This is a genomic window from Rhizohabitans arisaemae (genome assembly GCF_025996515.1).
In the GTDB taxonomy this organism is placed as follows: Bacteria; Actinomycetota; Actinomycetes; order Streptosporangiales; family Streptosporangiaceae; genus Rhizohabitans; species Rhizohabitans arisaemae.
On the sequence record NZ_BLRH01000009.1, the window covers coordinates 1,040,519 to 1,061,316 of the forward strand.

Below are 20,798 nucleotides of genomic sequence, written 5' to 3' on the forward strand. Positions count from 1 at the left end.
GGAACCACCATTACCACATCGTGCCCTTCGTCAAACTTCGGTTATCGAAGCACCGCGTCGCGCAGCGCCGCCCTCGGATCGGCAAGCAAGCGCTCGTCCACCTGCTGACCTGCGCCGATGATACGGCGTCCCTGAACCAGATCCCGAGGCCTGTCCACCGTCAGAACCGCGGCCAGCCGCCCCTGCTCGGTGACCCAGCAGGCCGCCCAGGCCCGGTCCGCGCCGGGGTCCCCGCGCCAGACCAGGCGGGCCCCGCCGACGTACCCGGCGAACTGAACCATCCGCCCGAACTGCTCCGACCAGAAGTAGGGCACCGGATCGTAGACCGCCTCCCCGCCGAGCAGCGTGCCGGCCGCCACCTCGGGCGCGCTCAGCGCGGTGTCCCAGTGCTCGATCCGCAGGCGTCTGCCGTACCGTGCGGACCACCAGGAGGCGCAGTCCCCGACGGCGACGACCGACGGGAGCGAGGCGGCGAGACGCCCGTCGACCACGACCCCGTCCTCGACGGCGATCCCGGAGCCGGCCAGCCAGCCGACGCACGGCCGTACCCCGATCCCGGTGACCACCACATCGGCTTCGAGCAGGCCTTCCCCGACCAGGACGACCCCCTCCGGGGCGACCTCCGCGACCTTGACGCCGAGCCTCAGCTCGACCCCCGCCTCCCGGTACCAGGGGACCGTCCGCGCGCCGATCTCGGTTCCGAGGGCCGAGGCGAGCGGTGCGGCGTCGGCCTCCACCACGGTCGTCCGGCAGCCCGCGGCGGCGGCCGCGGTGGCCACCTCGGCGCCGATCCAGCCCGCGCCGATCACCGTGACCCGGACTCCGGCGCCGAACCGGGAGCGCAGCTCCAGGGCGTCCTCGATGGTGCGCAGCACATACTGCCGGCCCTCGCCGGGAAGCCGCACGGGGGCGGCCCCGGTGGCGATCACCAGGCCGTCGTACCCGATCTCGCCGGCGTCGGTGACCACGACGCCCTCGGTGAGGGCCGTGGCCCGGACCCCGAGTCTGAGGTCGACGTCGAGCCCCGCCCAGTCCGAGTCGACGGTGGTGTCGTCGAGCGCCCCGCCGAGCACGGCCTTGGAGAGCGGGGGACGGTCGTAGGTGCGATGCGGCTCCTCACCGACAAGGGTGAGGCGCCCGGTGTATCCCTGGGCACGCAGCGATTCGACGCTGCGCAGGCCGGCGAGACCGGCTCCTACCACGACTACGTGTTCCACGGCCGAACGATACGGGACACGCCACCTGTTCGCGGCATCCGTCTGAAGGCACATACAATGGCAACCAGGGTGATTTACCCCCAAACCATCGCGCGGGAGTCCGGCGGAACCGGGCTGAGAGGAGAGCGGTCCGGCTCTCGACCGCCAGGAACCTGATCCGGTTCATACCGGCGAAGGGAGCGGATCCGGCGTGTACGACGTGGTCGTGATCGGCGGCGGTGTCGTCGGCCTCTCCATCGCCTGGCGCACCGCCGAACGCGGTCTGGCCGTGGCCGTGGTGGACCCGGGCCCCGGAAGCGGCGCCTCGCACGCCGCGGCGGGCATGCTCGCCCCGATCAGCGAGGTCGCCTACACCGAGGAGCCGAGCCTGCGCCTCGGCCGGGAGTCCCTCGCGCTCTGGCCCGCCTTCGCCGCCGACCTCTCCGCCGCCGCCGCGGTCGACCTGGACCTGCGCGCCGACGGCACCCTCGCCGTCGCCTACGACTCCGACGACCTCGCCGTCCTGACCGACCTCGCGGCCTTCGAGGAATCCCTCGGCATCGCGGTCGAACGGCTCACCGGCCGCGAATGCCGCCGCCTGGAACCCATGCTCGCCCCCGTCGTCCGCGGCGGCCTGCTCGCCCGCGACGACCTCTGGGTGAACCCCCGCCGAGTGGTGCGCGCCCTGCTCACCGCGCTGGCCCGGGCCGGGGTCGCCATGGTGCCGGGCCGCGCCTCCGGCCTCGTCGACGGCGGGGTACGGCTGACGCGGGGCGAGGTCGTCCCGGCGCGGCAGACCGTGGTCGCCACCGGCGCCTGGACCGCCGAGCTCGGACTCGGCCTGCCGATCCGCCCGGTCAAGGGGCAGATCATGCGCCTGCGCGGCCCGGCCGGCCTGCTCACCCGCTGCGTCCGCGGCCTGGTCCGCGGCACCTCGGTCTACCTCGTGCCCAGGGCGGACGGGGAGATCACGGTGGGGGCCACCCAGGAGGAGCTGGGGTTCGACACCCGGGTCACCGCGGGCGGGATGTGGGAGCTGCTGCGGGACGCCCGGGAGCTCGTCCCCGGGATCACGGAGCTGGAGATCGTCGAGTTCCAGGCCGGGCTCCGGCCGGGGACGCCCGACAACCTCCCCGTGATCGGCCGGATCCGGCCGGACGTCGTCGCCGCGACGGGCCACCACCGGGGCGGGATCCTGCTCGCGCCGCTCACCGCAGACGGGGTCGTCGCCATGCTCACCGGCGAGCAGCCCAGTCAGATCCTGAAAGAGTGCGATCCGGGGAGGTTTGATGGAGGTAATCATTAACGGCGCGGCACACGAGCTGCCACCCGGCTCCACCGTCGGGCACGCCGTACGGGAGCTGGTCGCCGCGCGCGAAGGGGTCGCCGTCGCCGTCAACGACGAGGTCGTGTCGCGAGGGGCGTGGGACTCCACGACGCTCTCCGCCGCCGACCGGGTCGAGGTCCTCACGGCGGTCCAAGGTGGCTGAGTTCACGACGGACGCCGACGACCTCGTCCTCGCCGGGGAGAAGTTCACCTCCCGGCTGATCATGGGCACCGGCGGGGCGCCCTCCCTGGACGTGCTCGACCAGGCCCTGGTGGCCTCCGGAACCCAGCTCACCACCGTCGCGATGCGCCGGGTGGACCCGGCGGCCCAAGGCTCGGTGCTCGACGTGCTCAAACGGCGCGGCATCCGGGTGCTGCCCAACACCGCGGGGTGCTTCACCGCCGGGGAGGCGGTGCTCACCGCCCGGCTCGCCCGGGAGGCCCTCGGCACGGACTGGGTGAAACTCGAGGTCATCGCGGACGAGCGGACCCTGCTGCCCGACCCGGTGGAGACCTTGGAGGCCGCCGAGCTGCTCGTCGCCGACGGCTTCACGGTGCTCCCCTACATCGGCGACGACCCGATCCTCGCCCGCCGGCTGGAGCTGGCCGGGTGCGCGGCGGTCATGCCCCTCGGCTCGCCGATCGGCTCCGGCCTCGGCATCCGCAACCCCCACAACATCGAGCTGATCGTGGAGTACGCGAACGTCCCGGTGATCCTGGACGCCGGGGTGGGTACGGCGTCCGACGCGGCCCAGGCCATGGAGCTCGGCTGCGCCGCCGTGCTCCTCGCCTCCGCGGTGACCCGGGCCGGAAACCCGGCGCTCATGGCGTCGGCGATGCGGCACGCCGTACTCGCCGGGCGTGAAGCACACAAAGCCGGACGGATCCCCCGCCGCAGGTACGCGGAGGCGTCTTCCCCGCTCAAAGCGTGACCGGCCCCCGATCGGGCGGGCGTCGTGCCCGCCCGAGGGTCCGCAATCCCCGAATCCGCCGTAAACTCGCCCTGTGGACAGGACCCTGACCGATCCCCTCGTCGGGCGGATACTCGACGGGCGCTATCGGGTTGAGTCCCGGATCGCCCGAGGCGGGATGGCGACCGTCTACCTGGCGCTCGACCTCCGGCTGGAACGGACGATCGCGCTCAAGGTGATGCACGGCGAGCTCGCCGGAGACCCCGAGTTCGTGCGGCGCTTCATCCGGGAGGCCAAGGCGACGGCCAGCCTGTCCCACCCCAACATCGTCGGCGTGTTCGACCAGGGCATCGACGACAGGCACGTCTACCTCGCGATGGAGTACGTCCCCGGCCGGACCCTGCGGGACCTGCTCCGGGAACGCGGGCACCTGGGCCAGCGCGAGGCGTTGGAGCTCATGGTCCCGGTGCTCGCCGCGCTCGGCGCCGCGCACGCGGCCGGGATCATCCACCGCGACGTCAAGCCGGAGAACGTCCTGCTGACCGGCGACGGCCGGATCAAGGTGGTGGACTTCGGCCTGAGCCGCGCGATCGCGGCGAGCAACCAGACCAAGACCGGGCTCATGATCGGCACGATCGCCTACATGGCGCCCGAGCAGATGACCCAGGGCGCCTCCGACGCCCGCACCGACGTGTACGCCGCCGGGATCATGCTGTTCGAGCTGCTCACCGGGCATCAGCCGTACGCGGGGGAGAGCCCCATGGCGGTCGCGTACCGGCACGTCAACGAGACCGTCCCGGCCCCCTCCACGATCGTCCCCGGCGTGCACCCCGGCGTCGACGCCCTGATCGCCTCGGCGACCGACCGGGAACCGGACCGCAGGCCCAAGGACGCGGGCGCCCTCCTGGTCGCCGCCGTCGAGCTCCATCGGGCGATACCCGGCGGCGTGCAGCCCATCCCGGCGCCCTCCCCCGGCCCGGCGCCCCGGCCGCGCCCGGCGGGCGGCGTACAGGGCGGGCACACCCTGATCGTCTCCCCCGCCGAGCTCGGAGACCTCACCGCCCCGCACCCCCCGCGCCGGACCCTCACCCGCGGCCGATGGCCGATCCCCGCCGCCGCCGCGGTCCTCGCCCTCGTCGTCGGGGTCGCCGGGTGGCTGATCGTCAGCAGCGCCGGGTACCTCACCGTGCCCGCCGATCTCGTCGGCAAATCCGTCTCGATCGCCACCGAGCTCGCCCGGCGGGCCGGGTTCGAGAAGGTCGTCGTGGGTGCGCCGGAGCCGAGCACCGAGATCCCCAAGAACAACGTGGTCCGGGTGAACCCCGCGCCGGGCACCGAGGCCCGCGCCTCCGACACCCTGACCCTGATCCCCTCCTCCGGCCCGCCGCTGGCCGCCGTCCCCGGCGTGGCCGGGAAGCCCGTGGAGACCGCGCGGGCCGAGCTCACCGGGGCCGGATTCGTCGTCGGCCAGGTGGAGAACCAGGCCAGCGCCACGGTGCCCCGGGGCGAGGTGATCGGCACCGACCCCAAGGAGGGCGCCAGAATCCCGGTGGGGAGCAAGGTCAAGCTGCTGGTCAGCTCGGGCATCACGATGCCCGCCCTGGTCGGGACGCCCCGGGAGAACGCGCTGACCGCGCTGCGGAACATCGGTGTGAACCCCCACGTCCAGGAGCAGCGGAGCGAAGCCCCCCGGGGTCAGGTGATCGCTCAGATCCCGGTCGCGGGGAGCCCGCTCGCCGCCGGCCAGAACGTGGTGATCGTCGTCTCCGCGGGCAACGGGTTCCAGCTGCCCGACTGGTTCCCCGGCGGGGGCGACGACGACGACGGGGACCACGGCGGCGGAAACCGGCTCGCGGTTCCCAACGTGATGTTCAAGAGCATCTCCCAGGCCCGGTCCGAACTGCGCGGCGCCGGGTTCCGGGTGAAGGTGAAGCGCGGGCTGCTCGGCGGCGACCTGGTGACCCGGCAGAGCAAGACCGGCACCGCGCCGCGCGGCAGTGTGATCACCATCTGGCACTGAACGCCGCACGCGTGGGCCCACCGCCCGCACCACCCGGATGCGGGCTCAGCGGGTGAGGTCGGTGTACGCGGCGGTGAGGAGCCGCTCGCCGTCGAGGGTGAGCGAGCCGAACAGGCGGAGCCTGGCCAGGCCGCCGTCGGGGTAGACGTCCAGGCGGACGTCGGTCGCCGCCGGGGAGGGCTCGATCCGGAACCGGTGCCGGGTGTCGGGGAGCAGCCGGGTTCTCGGCAGCAGGTCGAACCAGGTGTCCGGGTCGGCTCGGACGTCGCGGGCCCGCAGCCCGGCGGATTCGGGGGCGTTGTAGCGGAGATTGGCGGTGTCCAGCTCGATCAGTTCGATCGAGCCGGGCGCGGCGAGGGCGATCGTCAGCCAGTCGTTGCCGCCGTCGCGGCGCCGGGCCGTCTCCCAGCCTTCGGCCTGGTGCCGGGCGAGTCCCGGGAGGACGACGTTGCCTGGGGCGGAGTAGAACTCGTCCGAACAGCCGGTGACCCGGCCCCCGTTCTCCAGTGCCGCGAGGTCGACCGTGAGCCCGGCCAGGAGCCGGGGGTCGGGGACCACCTCGCCGTGCACCCGGAGCCGGGCCACCCCGCCGTCGGGGTGGATGTTCAGCCGGACGTGGGTGAACCTGCGTTCCACGGTGACCGGGAAGGGGTTCGCGCTGTCGCCGTACAGGGCGCTCCTGCCCACGATCTCGATCCAGTCGGCGCCGTCCAATTCCTCGGGGGTCGGGTATCCCGCCACGGCGCAGGCCTCCACCGACGCGTGCGGCGGGTAGTTGCCCTTGAACCAGGCGGTGTCGACGACGACGCCTCTGATCACGCCGGGCAGGCCGAGCCTGACGAGGGCCCAGTCGTGCCCGGGGGTACGCCTGCGCCGGGTCTCCCAGCCGTCGTACACCTGGCCTTTGGCGCCGAACGTCCCGGGGGTGAACTCGGGTGCGCCCGGCCGGATGAGGCACTCCCGTTCGGCGAAGGACTCGTCGTTGGCCGCGATGACGGAACCGCCGACGTTCCGCGCGGCAAGATCTGGAAATCTCAGGAAATCCGTCATAGCAGCGTGCCCCGGGAGGCGCCCGGCTCGACGCGACGCCCGCGCAGCCAGGTGCCCTGAACCACGCCGTGCAGGGTCCGGCCGTGGTACGGCGTGAGCGGGTTCCGGTGGTGCAGCGCGGCCGCGTCCACGGTGAAACGCCCGTCGGGGGCGAAGGCCACCAGGTCGGCGTCCATCCCCACCGCGATCCGGCCCTTGTGCCGCAGACCGGCGAGGCGGGCCGGGGCGTCCGCCATCCAGCCGACGACGTCGGCCAGGGTGTGCCCGCGCCGCCGCGCCTCCGTCCAGATCACCGGCAGGCCGATCTGGAGGGAGGATACCCCGCCCCACGCCTGGTCGAACCCGCCCCGCTTCAGCTCGGGCACGCTCGGCGAGTGGTCGGAGACCACCAGGGAGAGCACCCCGTCGGCGAGCCCGCGCCAGAGCCGGTCCCGGTTTCCGGTGTCCCGGATCGGCGGGCAGCACTTGGACTCGGTGCCCAGGTCCTCCCCGGCCGAAAGGGTCAGATAGTGCGGGCAGGTCTCGGCGCTGATCCGGACCCCCGCCGCCTGAGCCTGCGCGACGGGCTCCAGGCAGTCGGCCGCGGAGACGTGCAGGATGTGGACCCGGACCCCGGTCTCCCGGGCCAGCGCGATCACGGTCTCCACCGCGGAACGCTCCGACTCCGGCGGACGTGAAACCAGGAACTCCCGATAGGTCGGGCCGTCCGGCGGAAGGAGCAGGGCGGGGTCCTCGGCGTGCACCAGCATCAGCCCGTCGAAGGACGCGATCTCCTTCATGGCGGTCCGCAGCTCCCCGGTCGAAAGCTCGGTGAACTCCTCCACCCCCGAGGGGGAGAGGAAGCACTTGAAGCCGTACACACCGGCCTCATGGAGTCCGCGCAGCGCGTGCAGGTTGTCCGGGACCGCGCCGCCCCAGAACCCGACGTCCACGGCGCACTTCCCGGCGGCGGCCGCGCGTTTGACCGCGAGCGCCCCGGGGTCCGTGGTCGGCGGGATCGAGTTGAGCGGCATGTCGACGATCGTCGTCACCCCGCCGGCCGCCGCGGCCCTGGTCGCCGTCGCGAACCCCTCCCACTCGGTACGCCCCGGCTCGTTCACGTGCACATGGCTGTCCACCAGGCCCGGCAGGAGCGCGACCTCGCCGAGGTCGACGTCGGCGGGCGTGTCGTACGGGAGGATCCCCGCGATCTTCTCGCCTTGAACGGCCACGGCCACGGCCCGTTCCCCCTCGGGGAGCACCGTACGGCGAGAGCGCACGATCAGCGTCTCCCGATCCCCCATCCCTGCCTCCCAAATAGGTCACTCAACCCAACACGATCACATATCCCCGCCCACACCGCCAAGACCCATCCCGCCGACATCCACCGATTTCGCCGGTTCCTTCTGGATTACCGACGATCGTGACGCGCAGGAGTACGCGAGGGCGCAGGGCATCACCACACGGGACACGACGGACCTCATCTCCGAAGGGGTGATCGAGGGGTGCCTTACCCGGGAGGAAGGGTTCCGGGTGCTCCGCGAGATGCAGGGGAAGGGCCGATGGGTGCGCGTTCCGCGGAGCGCCGGAGGGCTGTAGGAGTGGTTACGGGCTGAGCCAGTCCAAGGCCACGCGTTCGGCCAGGTGTTCGAGGAGGGGGCCGGCTTCTCGGATGCGGCGGAGCGGGTCGGGTTCGAGGTCGGTGAGCGCGTAGGCGGCCTGGATTCCCGCCCGCGTCAGCTCGTCGTCGGTGAGCGAACGGCCTCCGCAGACCGCGACGACCGGGACACCCGCCCTGGCCGCGGCCCGGGCGACGCCCGCCGGGGCTTTGCCGCGCAGGGTCTGGGCGTCCAGTGAGCCTTCACCGGTGACCACGAGCCTCGCGCCCACCGCCTTCTCCGCGAAACCCAGCAGGTCCAGCAGGAGGTCGGCGCCCGGCCGCATCGTGGCGTCCAGGAAGGCCATCGCGGCGAAGCCGACACCCCCGGCCGCGCCCGCCCCGGGGCGGTCGGCGACCCGGCCGGCATAGACACCGCCGACCCCCGTCCCAGACGAACCGGCCTCCGGACGGCCCCCGATTCGATCTTCATCGGATCCGGATTCCCCCGGCATTCGCTCGACGATCTCGGCAAGTCGGGCGAGCCCCGTCTCCAGGACGGCGACGTCCTCGCGAGCCGCCCCTTTCTGGGGCGCGTAGACGGCAGCGGCTCCCTCGGGGCCGAGCAGGGGGTTGTCGACGTCCCCGGCGACGACGAACTCGACGCCTTCCGGCCGCACAAAACCTGAGAGGTCGACGGAGGCGAGATCGTTCAGGGCCGCGCCGCCCGAGGGGAGCTCCTTCCCCTCCGCGTCGAGGAAGCGTGCGCCGAGGGCCTGCATCATGCCGGTGCCGCCGTCGGTGCTCGCACTTCCGCCGAGCCCGAGGACGATCCGGCACACCGGTGCCGCGGCGCCCCGGAGCAGGCCGAATCGGGTTCTCCTGAGGCGCCGCAGCGCCGCGGCGATCAGCTCGCCGGTGCCGAAACTCGACGCGGTCAGCGGGGCCGGCCTGCCGCTGGGGAGCAGGGCCAGGCCGGACGCCTGGGCGAGCTCGACCACCGCGACGGCGTCGCGCACCGCGAAGGAGGCGACGACGTCCTCCCCGGTCGGTCCGGTGACCCGCCGCTCCACCCGGTGGAAGCCCGAGGCGACGGCCGCGTCGACGGTGCCGTCGCCGCCGTCCGCCACCGGCATGCCGACGACCGGCGTGCGCGGGCGGACCCGGCGCAGCCCCCGCGCCACATGGTCCGCCACCCGCGCCGCCGACAACGACCCGCGGAACTTGTCCGGCGCGACCAGCACATGCCCCGCGGTCACGGACGCGCTCCCGCCGACCTCCCACGCGATGCGGCGTAGGGAGACCGGGTCACCACGTGGCACGGGACCCCTGCGTCGGACGGCGGCCACACGGCGGAGACAACACCGTACGTCATCGATTTACCACTTGATGTCACCATGATGCCCACACTATCCGCCGACACCCGGGTCACCCCCGTGACGGCCGACGGCGCGGCCGGACCGCACACCCGCGGGCCCGTACGGCCGGACGCGGCGTCGAACCCGGCTCAGCGGCCGGGAAGCCGTCGCCCTGTGCCGTACGGGTTCGCGGGCCGTGGCCTCGGCCCGGGTCGCCGAGCCGCGCGCCGGCGTCACCGGACGCCGCGCATCAGGCGGCGGTGGGCCTGCGCGCCCGCCGCGCCGAGGGTGTCCTGCGAAGCGGTTCGCAGCTCGTCGTCCTCGACCACGGTCGCGCCGCCCACCAGCAGCCGGGCGAGCGGGGGCGTCCGCCCGTAGACGAGCGCGCAGACCGGGTCGTCGATCGCCGCGTGGAACCCGTCGATCCGCCAGAGCGCGACGTCGGCGAGTTTGCCCACTTCCAGGGAGCCGATCTCGTCCTGCCTGCCGAGGCACCGGGCGCCGCCGAGGGTGCCGAGCTCCAGGGCCTGCCGGGCGGTGAGGGCCCCCGGCCCGTACCGGGCCCGCTGCATGAGCATGGCCATCCGGACCTCGCCGGCGAGGGGGGTCATCTCGCCGGAGGCGGCTCCGTCCACGCCGAGCCCGACCGGCACCCCGGCCCGGAGCAGGTCGCAGACGCGGGCGATCCCGGCGCCGAGCCGCGCGTTGGAGGAGGGGCAGTGCGCGACCCCGGTGCCCGTCTCGCCGAGCCGGGCGACGTCGGCGTCGTGCAGGTGTATCGCGTGGGCGAGCCAGACGTCGGGGCCGAGCCAGCCGAGCCGGTCCAGGTATTCGACCGGGGTGACCCCGAACTGCTCCAGGCAGTGCTCCTCCTCGTCCAGGGTCTCGGCGAGGTGGGTGTGCAGGCGTACCCCGCGGTCCCGGGCGAGTTCCGCCGAACGGGTCAGCAGCTCGGTGCTGACCGAGAACGGGGAGCAGGGCGCGACCGCGACCCGGAGCATCGAGCCGGGTGCGGGGTCGTGGTAGGCGTCGATCGCCTTCTCGGTCTCGGCCAGGATGTCGTCCAGGCTCTCCACGACCTCGTCGGGCGGGAGCCCGCCGTCGGACCGGCCGCGGTCCATGGAGCCTCGGCAGGGGTGGAAACGGAGGCCGACGGTGCGGGCGGCGTCGATCTCGGCGGCGAACAGGTCGCCGCGGCCGCGCGGGAAGATGTAGTGGTGGTCGCTCGCGGTGGTGCATCCGGACTTGGCGAGCCAGGCCAGGGCCGCTCCGGCCGCCCCGCGGACGATCTCGGCGTCCATCCTCGCCCAGATGGGGTACAGCGTGACGAGCCACTCGAACAGGGTGGCCTCCTGAGCGAGCCCCTGGGAGGCCCACTGGTAGAGGTGGTGGTGGGTGTTGACCAGTCCGGGGGTGGCCAGGCACCCGGTTCCGTCGATCCGCCGGGCGTGGGCGGGCACGGCGGGCGCGGGGCCACCGCCCACGGCCGTGATCCGGTCCCCCTCGATCACGAGATGGCCGTTCGCGATCTCCGGCCCCACGACCGGGGCGATCGCCGTGTTCTCCACCACCAGCGTCGTTTCACCCTGGGTCACCCGCCCACCGCCTTTCCCTGTCCGGTACGGCGGACGCCGGGCCCGGCCCGGACCGCCTTGCATCCCGGGCCGGGCCCGGGTGGTTCACGCACGGCCGATCCGCCGTTGGAGCGAGGCGGTACGGCGAACACGCGGCGCAGCCCGTACGCCCGCTCCCTCGTGCGACGGCGTGGACGGGCCGCCGGCCCGGCCGAGGCGAGCCGTGGGCGGCACCGTGTGCCCGGACGCCTTGCCGGACCCCGCCGGATCGCCTTTCGACGAGCACGGAAGGCCGCCTTTCGGGCGAGGCCCGGTACGGCCGGAGCCGGGCTTGCCCCGTACCCCCACGACCGTGCGGGTCACGGGCGGGGTGCCCGTCGCGCCGCGGCGAGCCGTACCGCGTCCAGGATCTTCTCGTAGCCGGTGCAGCGGCACAGGTTGCCGGCGAGCGCCTCCCGGATCTCGGCGTCCCCGGGGGCGGGGTTCCGCGCCAGCAGGTCGTGGCAGGCGACGATGAGACCGGGGGTGCAGAAGCCGCACTGCACCGCGCCGCATTCCAGGAACGCCTCCTGGACCGGGTCGAGGCGGTCGCCGTCGGCGAGTCCCTCCACGGTTCGCACGCTGCGGCCCTCCACCTGCCCGGCGGCGACCAGGCACGCGCACACCGGGATCCCGTCCAGGTAGACGGTGCAGGACCCGCATTCGCCCTGCTCGCAGGCGTTCTTCGAACCGGGGAGCCCCATCCGTTCACGCAGGACGTACAGCAGGCTCTCCCCCTCCCAGACCCCGTCGACGGACTCCGCGGACCCGTTGACGGTGAAGTTCACCCGGATGCTCATGTCGTGGTCCTCTCCCGCATGTGCTCGTGCCACGCCCAGGTCAGCGTCCTGCGTGCCAGGACGCCCAGCGCGTGCCGCCGGTAGTCGGCGGTCCCCCGGACGTCGTCGATCGGGGAAGCGGCCTGAGCCACCAGTTCGCCGAAGCGGGCGACCACCCGGGGGTCGAGGGCTGCCCGGGAGTCCCAGTCCAGTTCGGCCGCGATGTACTCCTCGGCGGCGCCCGCCCGCCTCGGGGTGGGCGCGGCGGAGCCGATCCCGGTGCCGACGGCGCGGCGACGCGGGTGGAGGGCGATCGCGAAGGAGCAGACGGCGATCACCATCGCGTTCCTGGTGCCGATCTTGGAGAAGTACTGCGGGCCGGTGGCCGGCGCCACGTGGAAGGCGCGGATCAGCTCGTCCGGCGCGAGCGCGCTCCGCTTGACCCCCTGGTAGAAGGCGGTCGCGGGGATCAGCCGGGAGCCTCGTGCCCGCGATTCGACCTCGATCTCGGCGTCGGCGGCAAGCAGCGGCGGGTGGCTGTCCCCCGCGGGCGAGGCGGCCCCGAGGTTCCCGCCGACCGAACCCCGGTTGCGGATCTGCGGCGAGCCCACGGTGCGGGAGGCCTGGGCGAGACCGGGCAGGTCGGCGGAGAGCTCCCGGATGAGCGACGTGTAGGTCATCCCGGCCCCGACCCGGAGCACGCCGCCGGTCGTGGACCACCGGCTCAGCTCGGCGACCGGGTTAAGGTCCAGGAGCCGCGCGGGTCTGCGCAGGTCGAAGTTGATCTCGACCATGACGTCGGTGCCGCCCTGGATCGGTACGGCGTCCGGGTACTCGGCCTTCAGCTCCAGAGCCTCGGCCCAGCTCGCCGGTCTCAGAAACTCCATGTCCCCTCCCCGTAAGTTCCGGCCGCGCTCACTCCCACGCGGGTCCCGCGTCCGGGGCGTCGTCGCGCAGCACGGACCCTTCGATCAGCCCGTAGGGCCGGTCGGCGGCGTGGAAGACCCGGTTGTCGTTGTCCAGCCGGAACGGGGAGAGGTCGACGGCGAAGTGGTGCCGGTTGGGCAGCGTCAGCCGTACCTCGCAGATCTCCGGGTTGTCGGCGAGCACCCGGGACCCCATCGCGTAGAGGGTCTGCTGGAGGGAGAAGCTGTAGGTCTGGGCGAACGCGTCGAGCAGACCGCTCCTCACCTTCCGGTAGGAGTCGTCCCAGCCCGCCCGGTCCGGTACGGCCGTATGCCGCCACCTGGCCCGGACCTCCGTGGCCAGGATCCGGTCCCGGGTGGGCGCCAGGGTGGTGTACTCGTCGCCGGCGAAACCGTGGAACTCCGAGTCGGTGGTGTTCATCACGACGAGGCCGCCGATCCCGGAGACGACGTGGGCGGCGCCGTCCCGGTCGCAGTGGACCGTCGCGTCGCGGACCTCGCCCCCGGACCGGGCGAAGGAGTGGCCGGAGGCGCCGGGGATGCGGTCCCAGGCGTACTCCTCGACGACGACCCGGGCGTGCCGGATCGCCGGGGTGGCGCCGGTGAAGTGCCGTGCGAGGAGCAACGCGAACTCCTCGGCGGAGGCGATGCCGTACTTCGCGGCGAACGCGTAGACGGTGTTCTTCTGGGTGTCGGTGGGAAGCACATCACGGTTGTCGCCGCTGAGATGGGTGCGGTGGAGGTCGCCGGAGAGGGAGACACCGACGTTGCAGTCCTTGATCCGATGCCGCGCGCCGTCCCGGTCGACCCGGACGACCCGGGTCTCCGCCTTGCCGTAGCGATTGGGCCCGAGAACGATCGACATTCAGCTCCCTCGGTAGGTGGAGTAGGCGAACGGGCTGAGCAGCAGCGGAATGTGATGGTGCGCTTCGGCCCGCGCCACGGTGAAGACGACCGTCACCTCGGGGAAGAACGCCCCCTCGCCCAGGTAGCCGCCGGTGTCGAATACCAGGCGGTGGGGTCCCGGCTCGGGCAGTCCGGGGGCCAGCCAGTCTTTGCCGATCCGGCCGTCGCCGTCGGTGACCCCTTCGGCGAGGACCGCCCCGTCCGCGCGCTCCACCCGGACGCGTACCCCGGCGGCGGGCCTGCCCTTGGCGGTGTCCAGCACGTGTGTCGACAGGCTCACGGGTCCCCCAGCAGCTTGATCAGACGGAGCCGCACGATCTTGGCGAGTTCCTCCCGGACGACGCCGCGCTCGGTTCGCTCGTCGTTGCCGAGCCTGCGCCGGAGGGCGTCGAGCAGCTGGTCGGCGGTGAGGCCGGTCGCGCAGATCAGATAGATGTGCCCGAAACGCCGTTCGTAGGCGAGGTTCCCCTCGTCGACGGCGTCACGCACTCCGTGTTCGGCGTCGTTCATCCCGGATTGTTCCGTGCGCGACCATCCGGCCTCCCGATCCGCCCCGCGGGGCTTCGCACCGATCCGGGGATGCGCGGCGAGCGCCTGAAGCACCTGGGGCCAGTCCAGCCGGACGAGCGTCTCCTGCGCCGCCGCGAGCAACCCCGCGAGATCGCCGTACGGCCTGAGGCGGGTCATCTCCGCGGCCCAGACCGGGGACGCACAGCAGGTGAGCAGCTCCCGTTCGGCCGCGGCCGCGCCGAGGGCGTGGAAGGCCGGCAGTCCGGACGACGTTGTCCCGCGCATGTGATCAGTAGACACAGGGGCGTTCGCTCAGGTCCAGTACCGCACAAGTCCGTGATCTCCTTGACACATGTGATTCTTTCCGCGAAACACAATTAGTCGGACATTTCGCGGAAGGCGGTGTGCGGAGCGTAAGAGGCGGCCTACGATCACGATACCCCCACCCGAGAGGTCGACATGATCCCCGAGGAGCCACCGGCCGAGCCCCCGCCCGCCTCGCCCCCCGGGCAGACGCCGCGGATGAGCAACGCGACCAGGTACCTGTGTGCCGGGGCCTACCTGGACTCCACGTTCCGCAACCGGACGCTTGAGGAGACGACGCTCCACGAGTTTCGCGCGGTCCCGCCGTCCTTCGGCTTCGACCTGGGGCCGGTGATCCAGCACTGCATCCGGGCTCGGCGCATGCTCATCGGCCGGGACGCCCTGATCGCCGGAATCCTGCTCCTCGGCCTGATCATCAGCTTTTCGACGACCGTGTGGTGGCTGGTGCTGCTCGTGCCGTTCGCGCTGCTGGCATCGGCGCGGACGCGCGGCCGGAACTCCGTCACCCGGAGCATGGTCAAAGGTCTCTGGGGCGTCCTCATGCTCATCGGGGTGATTCTCTTCCCGTTCCTGTTCGTGCCGTACCTCCTCGACCAGTTCGACGGTCCGAGCTCGTCGTACGACTTCGAGACCGGGGAGCTCCTCATCGAGTCCCCGTTCGCCACACTGGGCGAGCTGTTCGTCACCCTGCTCATTCCGATCGCCACCGTCCTGGTCGCGCTCGGCTACCGCGTCTTCGTCTACCGGACCCTGGCCGGCACCCTCCGCCCCGGGGCGGCGAGCCCGTCCCCGACGGCCGAGAACGCCAGGACCCGGCGGCGCCTGGAGCACCTGCAACGCGCCCAGTGGGGCAACATCACCCTCTACGCCGACGAGAACCCGTTCATGGGCTCGGGCAAGCTCGACCGGATCTGGTCCATCGCCGTCGAACTCGACCGGAAACGGGCGAGCTCCCCCGGGTCACCGGGGAAGCGGACGGAGCAGCCGATCGACATCGACCCCGTCGAGCTGCACGCCTTCGTCCGGGACAGGCTCTCCCAGATGCGCACCGCGGTCCTGCGACCCAATGAGAGCGTCGACCGGCTCGTCGTCGGCGACCACGTGGTGGCCCGGGGCGTCTTCTCCCTCGCCGACCGGGCGGGTGACGGACGTTACCTGAACGTGGCCGCGCACCCGCTGATCGATCAGCAGACGGGGCTGCCCCGCCACCAGGCGACGGCGGAGGAGATCAAGGCGATCATCCGCCATCCGCAGGGCGGAGTCCGCTACTACCAGCGGATCGTCGTCGGCAACCAGACGCAGGAGATCCGCGACGAGGCGGGCCGGCTCGTGGCGCCCGCCGAGGACCAGGAGGTGACGACGTCGGCCTTCATCTACCTGGCGGTGGAAGGCCGGATGCTCTACACCCAGTTCGTGGTCACCGTGCTCCCCCCGGTCGCGAACCACTACCACGTCGTGGACGACCTGCCGAGGATGACCCCCGCCCGGATCGCCTGGGAAGCCGTCAAGGCGGTCAAGCTTCACATGCTCCGCGACATCGTGGCCGCCTTGCCCCGCCTCATCCGCACCGGCCTTCAGCTCGCCAGGGAACGGGCGACGGCCAAGGAGCCGAGCGAGTCCCTGGTCTATCCCTACGGGGCGGTCCTCAGCGTCCGGGAGCTCGGCGCGGCCCGCGACCTGCAGACCTACATGCAGGCCCTGGACGTGACCAAGTACACCAAGCTCATCGAGCAGCGGCTCACCGAGGCCGTGCTCGACTTCCTGGAAGAGCGTGACGTGGACACGACCGGCTACCGGCAGCGGGCCGCCGAGATCGTCAACAACCACGGGGTGATGATGAGCGGCGGGACGATCAGCGGCCCGTTCTCCGTCGGCTCGAACGCCAAGGCGACCCAGCACAACGCGGCGCGGAGTACCTGACCGGATCGTAACCGGGACCCGTAAGCTGAGGTGACTATGGCATCGACACCTCTCATCGGCGGACACGTCTCCGTCAGCGGCGGACTGGCGACCGGTGGCCTGCGCTACGCGGACTCCATCGGCGCGGAGACGATCCAGGTCTTCGTCACCAACCCCAGAAGCTGGGCTCTGCCGCCCGCGCATCCGGAAGAGGACGCCAAGCTGCGGGAGTCCGCCGTGCCGGCCTTCGTGCACGCCTGCTATCTGGTCAACTTCGGCTCACCCAACCCCTCGACCCTCGAAAGCTCCGTCGAGGTCGTCCGGTACACGCTGCGCCGGGGCGCCGAGATCGGCGCCAAGGGCGTGGTGGTGCACACCGGGTCCGCGGTGAGCCAGTCGAAGGAAGCGGCGATGCGCCAGCTCCACGAGCACCTGCTCCCGCTGCTGGAGGAGATCCCCGACGACGGTCCGGATCTCCTGCTCGAACCCATGGCGGGGCAGGGGCAGGTGCTCTGCGCCACCGTGCAGGACCTCGGGCCCTACCTTGCGGCCTTGGAGAACCACCCCCGGGCGGGGGTCTGCCTGGACACCTGTCACGTCTTCGCGGCCGGGCACGACCTCGCCGCCGAGGACGGGGTCGGGCAGACCTTGGACGCCCTGCACGAGGTGGCTCCGGGACGGCTCAAGCTGATCCACGCCAACGACTCCAAGGACGTCTGCGGCTCGAAGAAGGACCGCCACGAGAACATCGGCGCCGGTCACATCGGGGAGCAGGCCTTCGCCGAGATCATGCGGCACCCGGTGTCGAAGTTCACGCCGATGGTGATCGAGACCCCCGGCAAGGCCGAGACGCACGCCAAGGACGTGGCGTTGCTGAAGAAGCTCCGCGACTGATCGCGGTGCGACGGGGTGCTCGACCCGGCCGCCCCCGTTGAGGCCGGGCCCCTCGGTCCTCCGACACCCCGTCACGACGAAAAAAACCGCCGAGCCCCGCCCCGAACAGGGGCCCGGCAGCCGGTGATTCACCGCCCGACGCGGTCGGCGCTCCCCAGGCACCACCACGAGGCCTGACGCGGCATCGCGGCGGAGAACCACCGTCGGTCCGCGTATCCGGTCGCGCCCCGCCACTGACCCGTTGACGTGGCGCGGCCCGCTCCCCCGATCACGCGGTGTAGTCCACCGACTCGACAACACTACGATGTGTGATCACATCGGTGATACCCGGATTCCGGCCCGCGCGACAAGCGGCGGATAGTTAGCGATATACGGATGGTCTCCGACGGATGAACGGTGGTTTCTCTGCGACGAACGGTCGAGATAGGCGCTGAAGGGTATCCAGGGGACGTGCAGGCCCCGCACCGGATCGGGGCTCGACGGGGATTCGGCCGGGATCAATCCCGCCGCCCCTGCAACCGAAACCTGCGCACCAGTCGCTCCCGCACCTCGCGGGTGTGCCGCCTGCTGACCGAGAGCAGCTCGCCCCCCACCTGGACCCACGCCCGTCCGCCGTCGAAACGGAGCTCGGCGACGTGCCTGGCGGAAACCAGGGTGCTCCGATGGATGCGCAGGAAACCGTCGCCCCCCCACCGCCTGGCGAGCGCGGCGAGCGACATCCGCACCAGATAGCTCCCCTCGGCCGTGTGCAGCCGGACGTAGTCGCCCTGCGCCTCGGCGTACCAGACGGCCTGCCGGTCGACGAACCGGATCCGCCCGCCGAGCTCCACCGGGATCAGGTCGTCCCGTCCGGCCTCCCACACCGACCTCTGCCCGCCGAGCCGGCGCACCGCCTCCGCCAGACGTTCCGGTCGCACCGGCTTGAGGAGGTAGTCGACCGCCGCCAGCTCGAACGCCTGCACCGCGGCGTCGTCGTAGGCCGTCACGAACACCAGGCGGGGCGGGTCGGGGAATCCGCCGACCAGTCTGGCGAAGTCCAGACCGTCCAGGCCGGGCATCCGGAGATCGAGGAAGACACCGTCCAGCCGCCCACCCTCGGCGGAGATCCGCATCAGGGTGTTGAGCGCCGAGACGCCGCAGGTCGCGGTCTCCACCCGCTCGATGCGGGGGTTGCGCCGCAGCAGATGGGCGAGCTCATCCAGCGCGGGGGCCTCATCGTCGACCGCGAGGACACGAAACATGCCCCCCACGCTGCACCGCCCACCCGGGCGCCCGCAAGCGATCCGTCACACAAGGCAATCAAACAATAGCCCTGTGTAATGGAACTAGAGGGGTCCGTCGCCGGGTTCCTCCTGATAGGAGTACCGCTGCTCCCGCCACGGGTCGGCGAGGTTGTGGTAGCCGCGCTCCTCCCAGAACCCCCGCCGGTCCTCGGTGAGGTACTCCAGGGCGCGCACCCACTTGACGCTCTTCCAGGCGTACAACCGCGGGACGACGAGGCGGAGGGGAAACCCCCGCTCCGGCGTGATCCGATTCTCGTCGAGTTCGAGAGCGAACAGGGTGTCGTCCGCGACGAAGTCGGACAGCCGCATGTTCGCGCTGTAGCCGTACTCCCCCCACACCATCACATGCCGTACGCCGGGCGCGGGCGGAGCCAGCTCCAGGAGGGTGGCGGGAGAGACTCCGCACCACTCGTTGCCCATGATGGAGAACCTGGTCACGCAGTGGAAATCCGCGAAAACGGTCCTCTTGGGCAGCCGCTCGAACTCCGGCCAGGAGAGGCGGTGCTCCTTCCCGGAGGCCGTGGCGCCGAAGATCTGAAAGATCCAGGTGTCCGGGTTGAACCGCGGCACCCGCCCGTAATGGATCACCGGGCGTCCGCGGGGGACGTACTGCCCGGGTGGCAGGCGGTTCTCCGGCTCCTCGCTCACGGGCGCCCGATCCCGCGCACGAGACCGGCGGGCGGGACGGACGACCTCGGGGCGCGCCGCCGGGGGGTCCGGGAGACCGGTCTCCCGGGATGACACATCACAGGGGTCATCCTGCCACTGTCCCCCAAGCCCCCGCGCCGGCCCCCACCGGGTCCGGCTTTGACCGCCGTACGGTATTCTTTCAATCGATGCGTACTGCGTTCTGGTTTTATTGGTATGGCGACGGACCCGCTGGGCGGACCGCTCGCCATCAGACGCTGCGCTGACAGGCTGATGAGCGAAGGCCCCGGGTTCGGATTCCGACCCGGGGCCTTCGTCGTTTCATCGGCAGGCCGGCACGGCACCCGGACGCGCATCACGTGGAGAAACTATGAGCGGGAGTGGACAGACATGGTCATCGTCATGGCCCCTGAGGCCACAAACAGCGATATCGAGGCGCTCGTCTCACTGGTCGGCGCGGCCGGCGGCGAGGCGTTCGTCAGCAGAGGCGTGCGCCGCACCGTCATCGGCCTCATCGGAGACCTGACCCAGTTCAGCGCACTGAACCTGCGCGGCATGAACGGCGTCGCGGACGTGATGCGCGTCTCCACGCCGTACAAGCTGGTGAGCCGGGAGAACCATCCCGACCGGTCCTCGGTGAGCGTCGGCGGCGTCCTCATCGGACCGGACACGGTGACGCTGATCGCCGGTCCGTGCGCGGTGGAGACCCCGGAGCAGACGCTGGACGCCGCGGTGATGGCCAAGGCCGCGGGCGCCTCGCTGCTGCGCGGCGGCGCCTACAAGCCGCGCACCTCGCCGTACGCCTTCCAGGGTCTCGGCGAGGCCGGCCTGCGGATTCTGGACGAGGTACGGGCCGAGACCGGCCTGCCGATCGTGACCGAGGTGGTCGACGCCCACGACGTCGACCTGGTCGCCTCCTACGCCGACATGCTCCAGGTGGGCACCCGCAACATGCAGAACTTCGCCCTCCTGCAGGCGGTCGGCTCGGCGGGCAAGCCGGTCATGCTGAAGCGCGGCATGAACGCCACGATCGAGGAGTGGCTGATGGCGGCCGAGTACATCGCCCAGCGCGGCAACCTCGACATCGTCCTGTGCGAGCGGGGGATCCGGACGTTCGAGACCGCGACCCGCAACACGCTCGACGTCTCGGCCGTGCCGGTCGCCCAGCGGCTCTCCCACCTGCCTGTGATCATCGACCCGTCGCATTCGGGCGGCCGCCGGGACCTGGTGCTGCCGCTCACCCGGTCGGCGATCGCGGTCGGCGCGGACGGCGTCATCATCGACGTCCACCCGCACCCGGAGACGGCCCTCTGCGACGGCCCGCAGGCACTGGTCGACGGGGACCTTCGGGAACTCGCCAGGATCATGCGCCAGTTCCCGCCGCTGATGGGCCGCACCGCGACCCCGACCCCCGAGCCCACCCCCGCCGCGGTCTGACCGAGCCACCCGCTCCCGGCTCCCCTCCGCGTGACCGCGCGACATTTTGATCCCGTACGGCCGGTGGCCACGAGCCCCCGGCCGTACGGCGTTCGTTCCCCGCCCCCGGATTCCGGCGCACCCATCCGACCGGTCGGCCGC

At 72.0% G+C, this 20,798-nt stretch carries 19 protein-coding genes and 1 riboswitch; of the genes, 7 read left to right on the forward strand and 12 right to left on the reverse strand.

Annotation, left to right across the window (positions count from 1 at the left end; all coding sequences use genetic code 11):
- Positions 1-41: 41 nt before the first annotated feature.
- On the reverse strand, positions 42-1,217 hold the full coding sequence (locus RUR_RS05410; protein ID WP_283133740.1) for an NAD(P)/FAD-dependent oxidoreductase: 1,176 nt from the start codon (positions 1,215-1,217) through the stop codon (positions 42-44).
- 82 nt (positions 1,218-1,299) lie between these two features.
- Positions 1,300-1,413, forward strand: a riboswitch (TPP riboswitch).
- Between RUR_RS05410 and thiO the strand changes: the two genes are divergently transcribed.
- The 4 genes from thiO (at position 1,408) to pknB (ending at position 5,454) form a co-directional block, all read left to right on the forward strand.
- Positions 1,408-2,502 (forward strand): glycine oxidase ThiO, encoded by a 1,095-nt coding sequence (thiO, locus tag RUR_RS05415; RefSeq protein WP_283133741.1) that lies wholly within the window; start codon positions 1,408-1,410, stop codon positions 2,500-2,502. Its footprint overlaps the riboswitch before it by 6 nt.
- A complete protein-coding gene (thiS, locus tag RUR_RS05420) occupies positions 2,486-2,686 on the forward strand; it encodes a sulfur carrier protein ThiS (RefSeq protein ID WP_283133742.1) in 201 nt (66 codons plus the stop codon). The genes thiO and thiS overlap by 17 nt, the downstream gene beginning before the upstream one ends.
- Entirely contained in the window at positions 2,679-3,455 is a 777-nt protein-coding gene (locus RUR_RS05425) for a thiazole synthase (RefSeq protein WP_283133743.1), read from the forward strand. Before thiS ends, RUR_RS05425 begins: the two co-directional genes overlap by 8 nt.
- A gap of 73 nt (positions 3,456-3,528) precedes the next feature.
- Positions 3,529-5,454: a Stk1 family PASTA domain-containing Ser/Thr kinase gene (pknB, locus tag RUR_RS05430; protein WP_283133744.1), complete on the forward strand. Its 1,926-nt coding sequence runs from the start codon at positions 3,529-3,531 to the stop codon at positions 5,452-5,454.
- A gap of 45 nt (positions 5,455-5,499) precedes the next feature.
- Here the strand turns inward: pknB and alc are convergent, their stop codons facing one another.
- From alc to uraD, 9 genes are all read right to left on the reverse strand, one after another.
- Positions 5,500-6,504 carry an allantoicase gene (gene alc / locus RUR_RS05435; protein ID WP_283133745.1) on the reverse strand — a complete coding sequence of 335 codons (1,005 nt, stop codon included), beginning with the start codon at positions 6,502-6,504 and terminating at the stop codon, positions 5,500-5,502.
- Positions 6,501-7,787 (reverse strand): allantoinase AllB, encoded by a 1,287-nt coding sequence (gene allB / locus RUR_RS05440; RefSeq protein WP_283133746.1) that lies wholly within the window; start codon positions 7,785-7,787, stop codon positions 6,501-6,503. The genes alc and allB overlap by 4 nt, the downstream gene beginning before the upstream one ends.
- A gap of 301 nt (positions 7,788-8,088) precedes the next feature.
- Positions 8,089-9,339 (reverse strand): glycerate kinase, encoded by a 1,251-nt coding sequence (locus RUR_RS05445; protein WP_283133747.1) that lies wholly within the window; start codon positions 9,337-9,339, stop codon positions 8,089-8,091.
- 332 nt (positions 9,340-9,671) lie between these two features.
- Positions 9,672-11,033 (reverse strand): 8-oxoguanine deaminase, encoded by a 1,362-nt coding sequence (locus RUR_RS05450; protein ID WP_283133748.1) that lies wholly within the window; start codon positions 11,031-11,033, stop codon positions 9,672-9,674.
- Between the two features lie 338 nt (positions 11,034-11,371).
- Positions 11,372-11,845 (reverse strand): (2Fe-2S)-binding protein, encoded by a 474-nt coding sequence (locus RUR_RS05455; RefSeq protein WP_283134018.1) that lies wholly within the window; start codon positions 11,843-11,845, stop codon positions 11,372-11,374.
- Between the two features lie 2 nt (positions 11,846-11,847).
- Positions 11,848-12,717, reverse strand: a complete 870-nt coding sequence (locus RUR_RS05460; protein WP_283133749.1) for an FAD binding domain-containing protein — start codon at positions 12,715-12,717, stop codon at positions 11,848-11,850.
- A 28-nt stretch (positions 12,718-12,745) separates the two neighbouring features.
- A complete protein-coding gene (gene pucL / locus RUR_RS05465; protein WP_283133750.1) occupies positions 12,746-13,621 on the reverse strand; it encodes a factor-independent urate hydroxylase in 876 nt (291 codons plus the stop codon).
- Positions 13,622-13,942, reverse strand: coding sequence for a hydroxyisourate hydrolase (uraH, locus tag RUR_RS05470; protein ID WP_283133751.1), 321 nt, complete (start codon positions 13,940-13,942; stop codon positions 13,622-13,624).
- Positions 13,939-14,457, reverse strand: coding sequence for a 2-oxo-4-hydroxy-4-carboxy-5-ureidoimidazoline decarboxylase (uraD, locus tag RUR_RS05475; RefSeq protein ID WP_283133752.1), 519 nt, complete (start codon positions 14,455-14,457; stop codon positions 13,939-13,941). Before uraD ends, uraH begins: the two co-directional genes overlap by 4 nt.
- A gap of 174 nt (positions 14,458-14,631) precedes the next feature.
- On the opposite strand from uraD, the gene RUR_RS05480 reads away from it, so the two are divergent.
- Entirely contained in the window at positions 14,632-16,416 is a 1,785-nt protein-coding gene (locus RUR_RS05480) for a hypothetical protein (protein WP_283133753.1), read from the forward strand.
- A 36-nt stretch (positions 16,417-16,452) separates the two neighbouring features.
- A complete protein-coding gene (locus RUR_RS05485; protein ID WP_283133754.1) occupies positions 16,453-17,289 on the forward strand; it encodes a deoxyribonuclease IV in 837 nt (278 codons plus the stop codon).
- A 497-nt stretch (positions 17,290-17,786) separates the two neighbouring features.
- Here RUR_RS05485 and RUR_RS05490 read toward each other — a convergent pair whose 3' ends face one another.
- Positions 17,787-18,530: a LytR/AlgR family response regulator transcription factor gene (locus tag RUR_RS05490; protein WP_283133755.1), complete on the reverse strand. Its 744-nt coding sequence runs from the start codon at positions 18,528-18,530 to the stop codon at positions 17,787-17,789.
- Between the two features lie 84 nt (positions 18,531-18,614).
- Positions 18,615-19,220, reverse strand: coding sequence for a molybdopterin-dependent oxidoreductase (locus RUR_RS05495; RefSeq protein WP_283133756.1), 606 nt, complete (start codon positions 19,218-19,220; stop codon positions 18,615-18,617).
- 390 nt (positions 19,221-19,610) lie between these two features.
- Here RUR_RS05495 and aroF point away from each other — a divergent pair, with 390 nt between their 5' ends.
- Positions 19,611-20,657 carry a 3-deoxy-7-phosphoheptulonate synthase gene (gene aroF / locus RUR_RS05500; RefSeq protein ID WP_283133757.1) on the forward strand — a complete coding sequence of 349 codons (1,047 nt, stop codon included), beginning with the start codon at positions 19,611-19,613 and terminating at the stop codon, positions 20,655-20,657.
- Positions 20,658-20,798 lie beyond the last annotated feature (141 nt).

Bases quoted from the DNA above. Each gene is read 5' to 3' on its own strand.
- uraD (WP_283133752.1), bottom strand. From the start codon at position 14,457: ATGCGCGGGACAACGTCGTCCGGACTGCCGGCCTTCCACGCCCTCGGC.
- RUR_RS05480 (WP_283133753.1), top strand. From the start codon at position 14,632: ATGATCCCCGAGGAGCCACCGGCCGAGCCCCCGCCCGCCTCGCCCCCC.
- thiS (WP_283133742.1), top strand. From the start codon at position 2,486: ATGGAGGTAATCATTAACGGCGCGGCACACGAGCTGCCACCCGGCTCC.
- allB (WP_283133746.1), bottom strand. From the start codon at position 7,787: ATGGGGGATCGGGAGACGCTGATCGTGCGCTCTCGCCGTACGGTGCTC.
- RUR_RS05460 (WP_283133749.1), bottom strand. From the start codon at position 12,717: ATGGAGTTTCTGAGACCGGCGAGCTGGGCCGAGGCTCTGGAGCTGAAG.
- alc (WP_283133745.1), bottom strand. From the start codon at position 6,504: ATGACGGATTTCCTGAGATTTCCAGATCTTGCCGCGCGGAACGTCGGC.
- pucL (WP_283133750.1), bottom strand. From the start codon at position 13,621: ATGTCGATCGTTCTCGGGCCCAATCGCTACGGCAAGGCGGAGACCCGG.
- aroF (WP_283133757.1), top strand. From the start codon at position 19,611: ATGGTCATCGTCATGGCCCCTGAGGCCACAAACAGCGATATCGAGGCG.
- RUR_RS05485 (WP_283133754.1), top strand. From the start codon at position 16,453: ATGGCATCGACACCTCTCATCGGCGGACACGTCTCCGTCAGCGGCGGA.
- RUR_RS05490 (WP_283133755.1), bottom strand. From the start codon at position 18,530: ATGTTTCGTGTCCTCGCGGTCGACGATGAGGCCCCCGCGCTGGATGAG.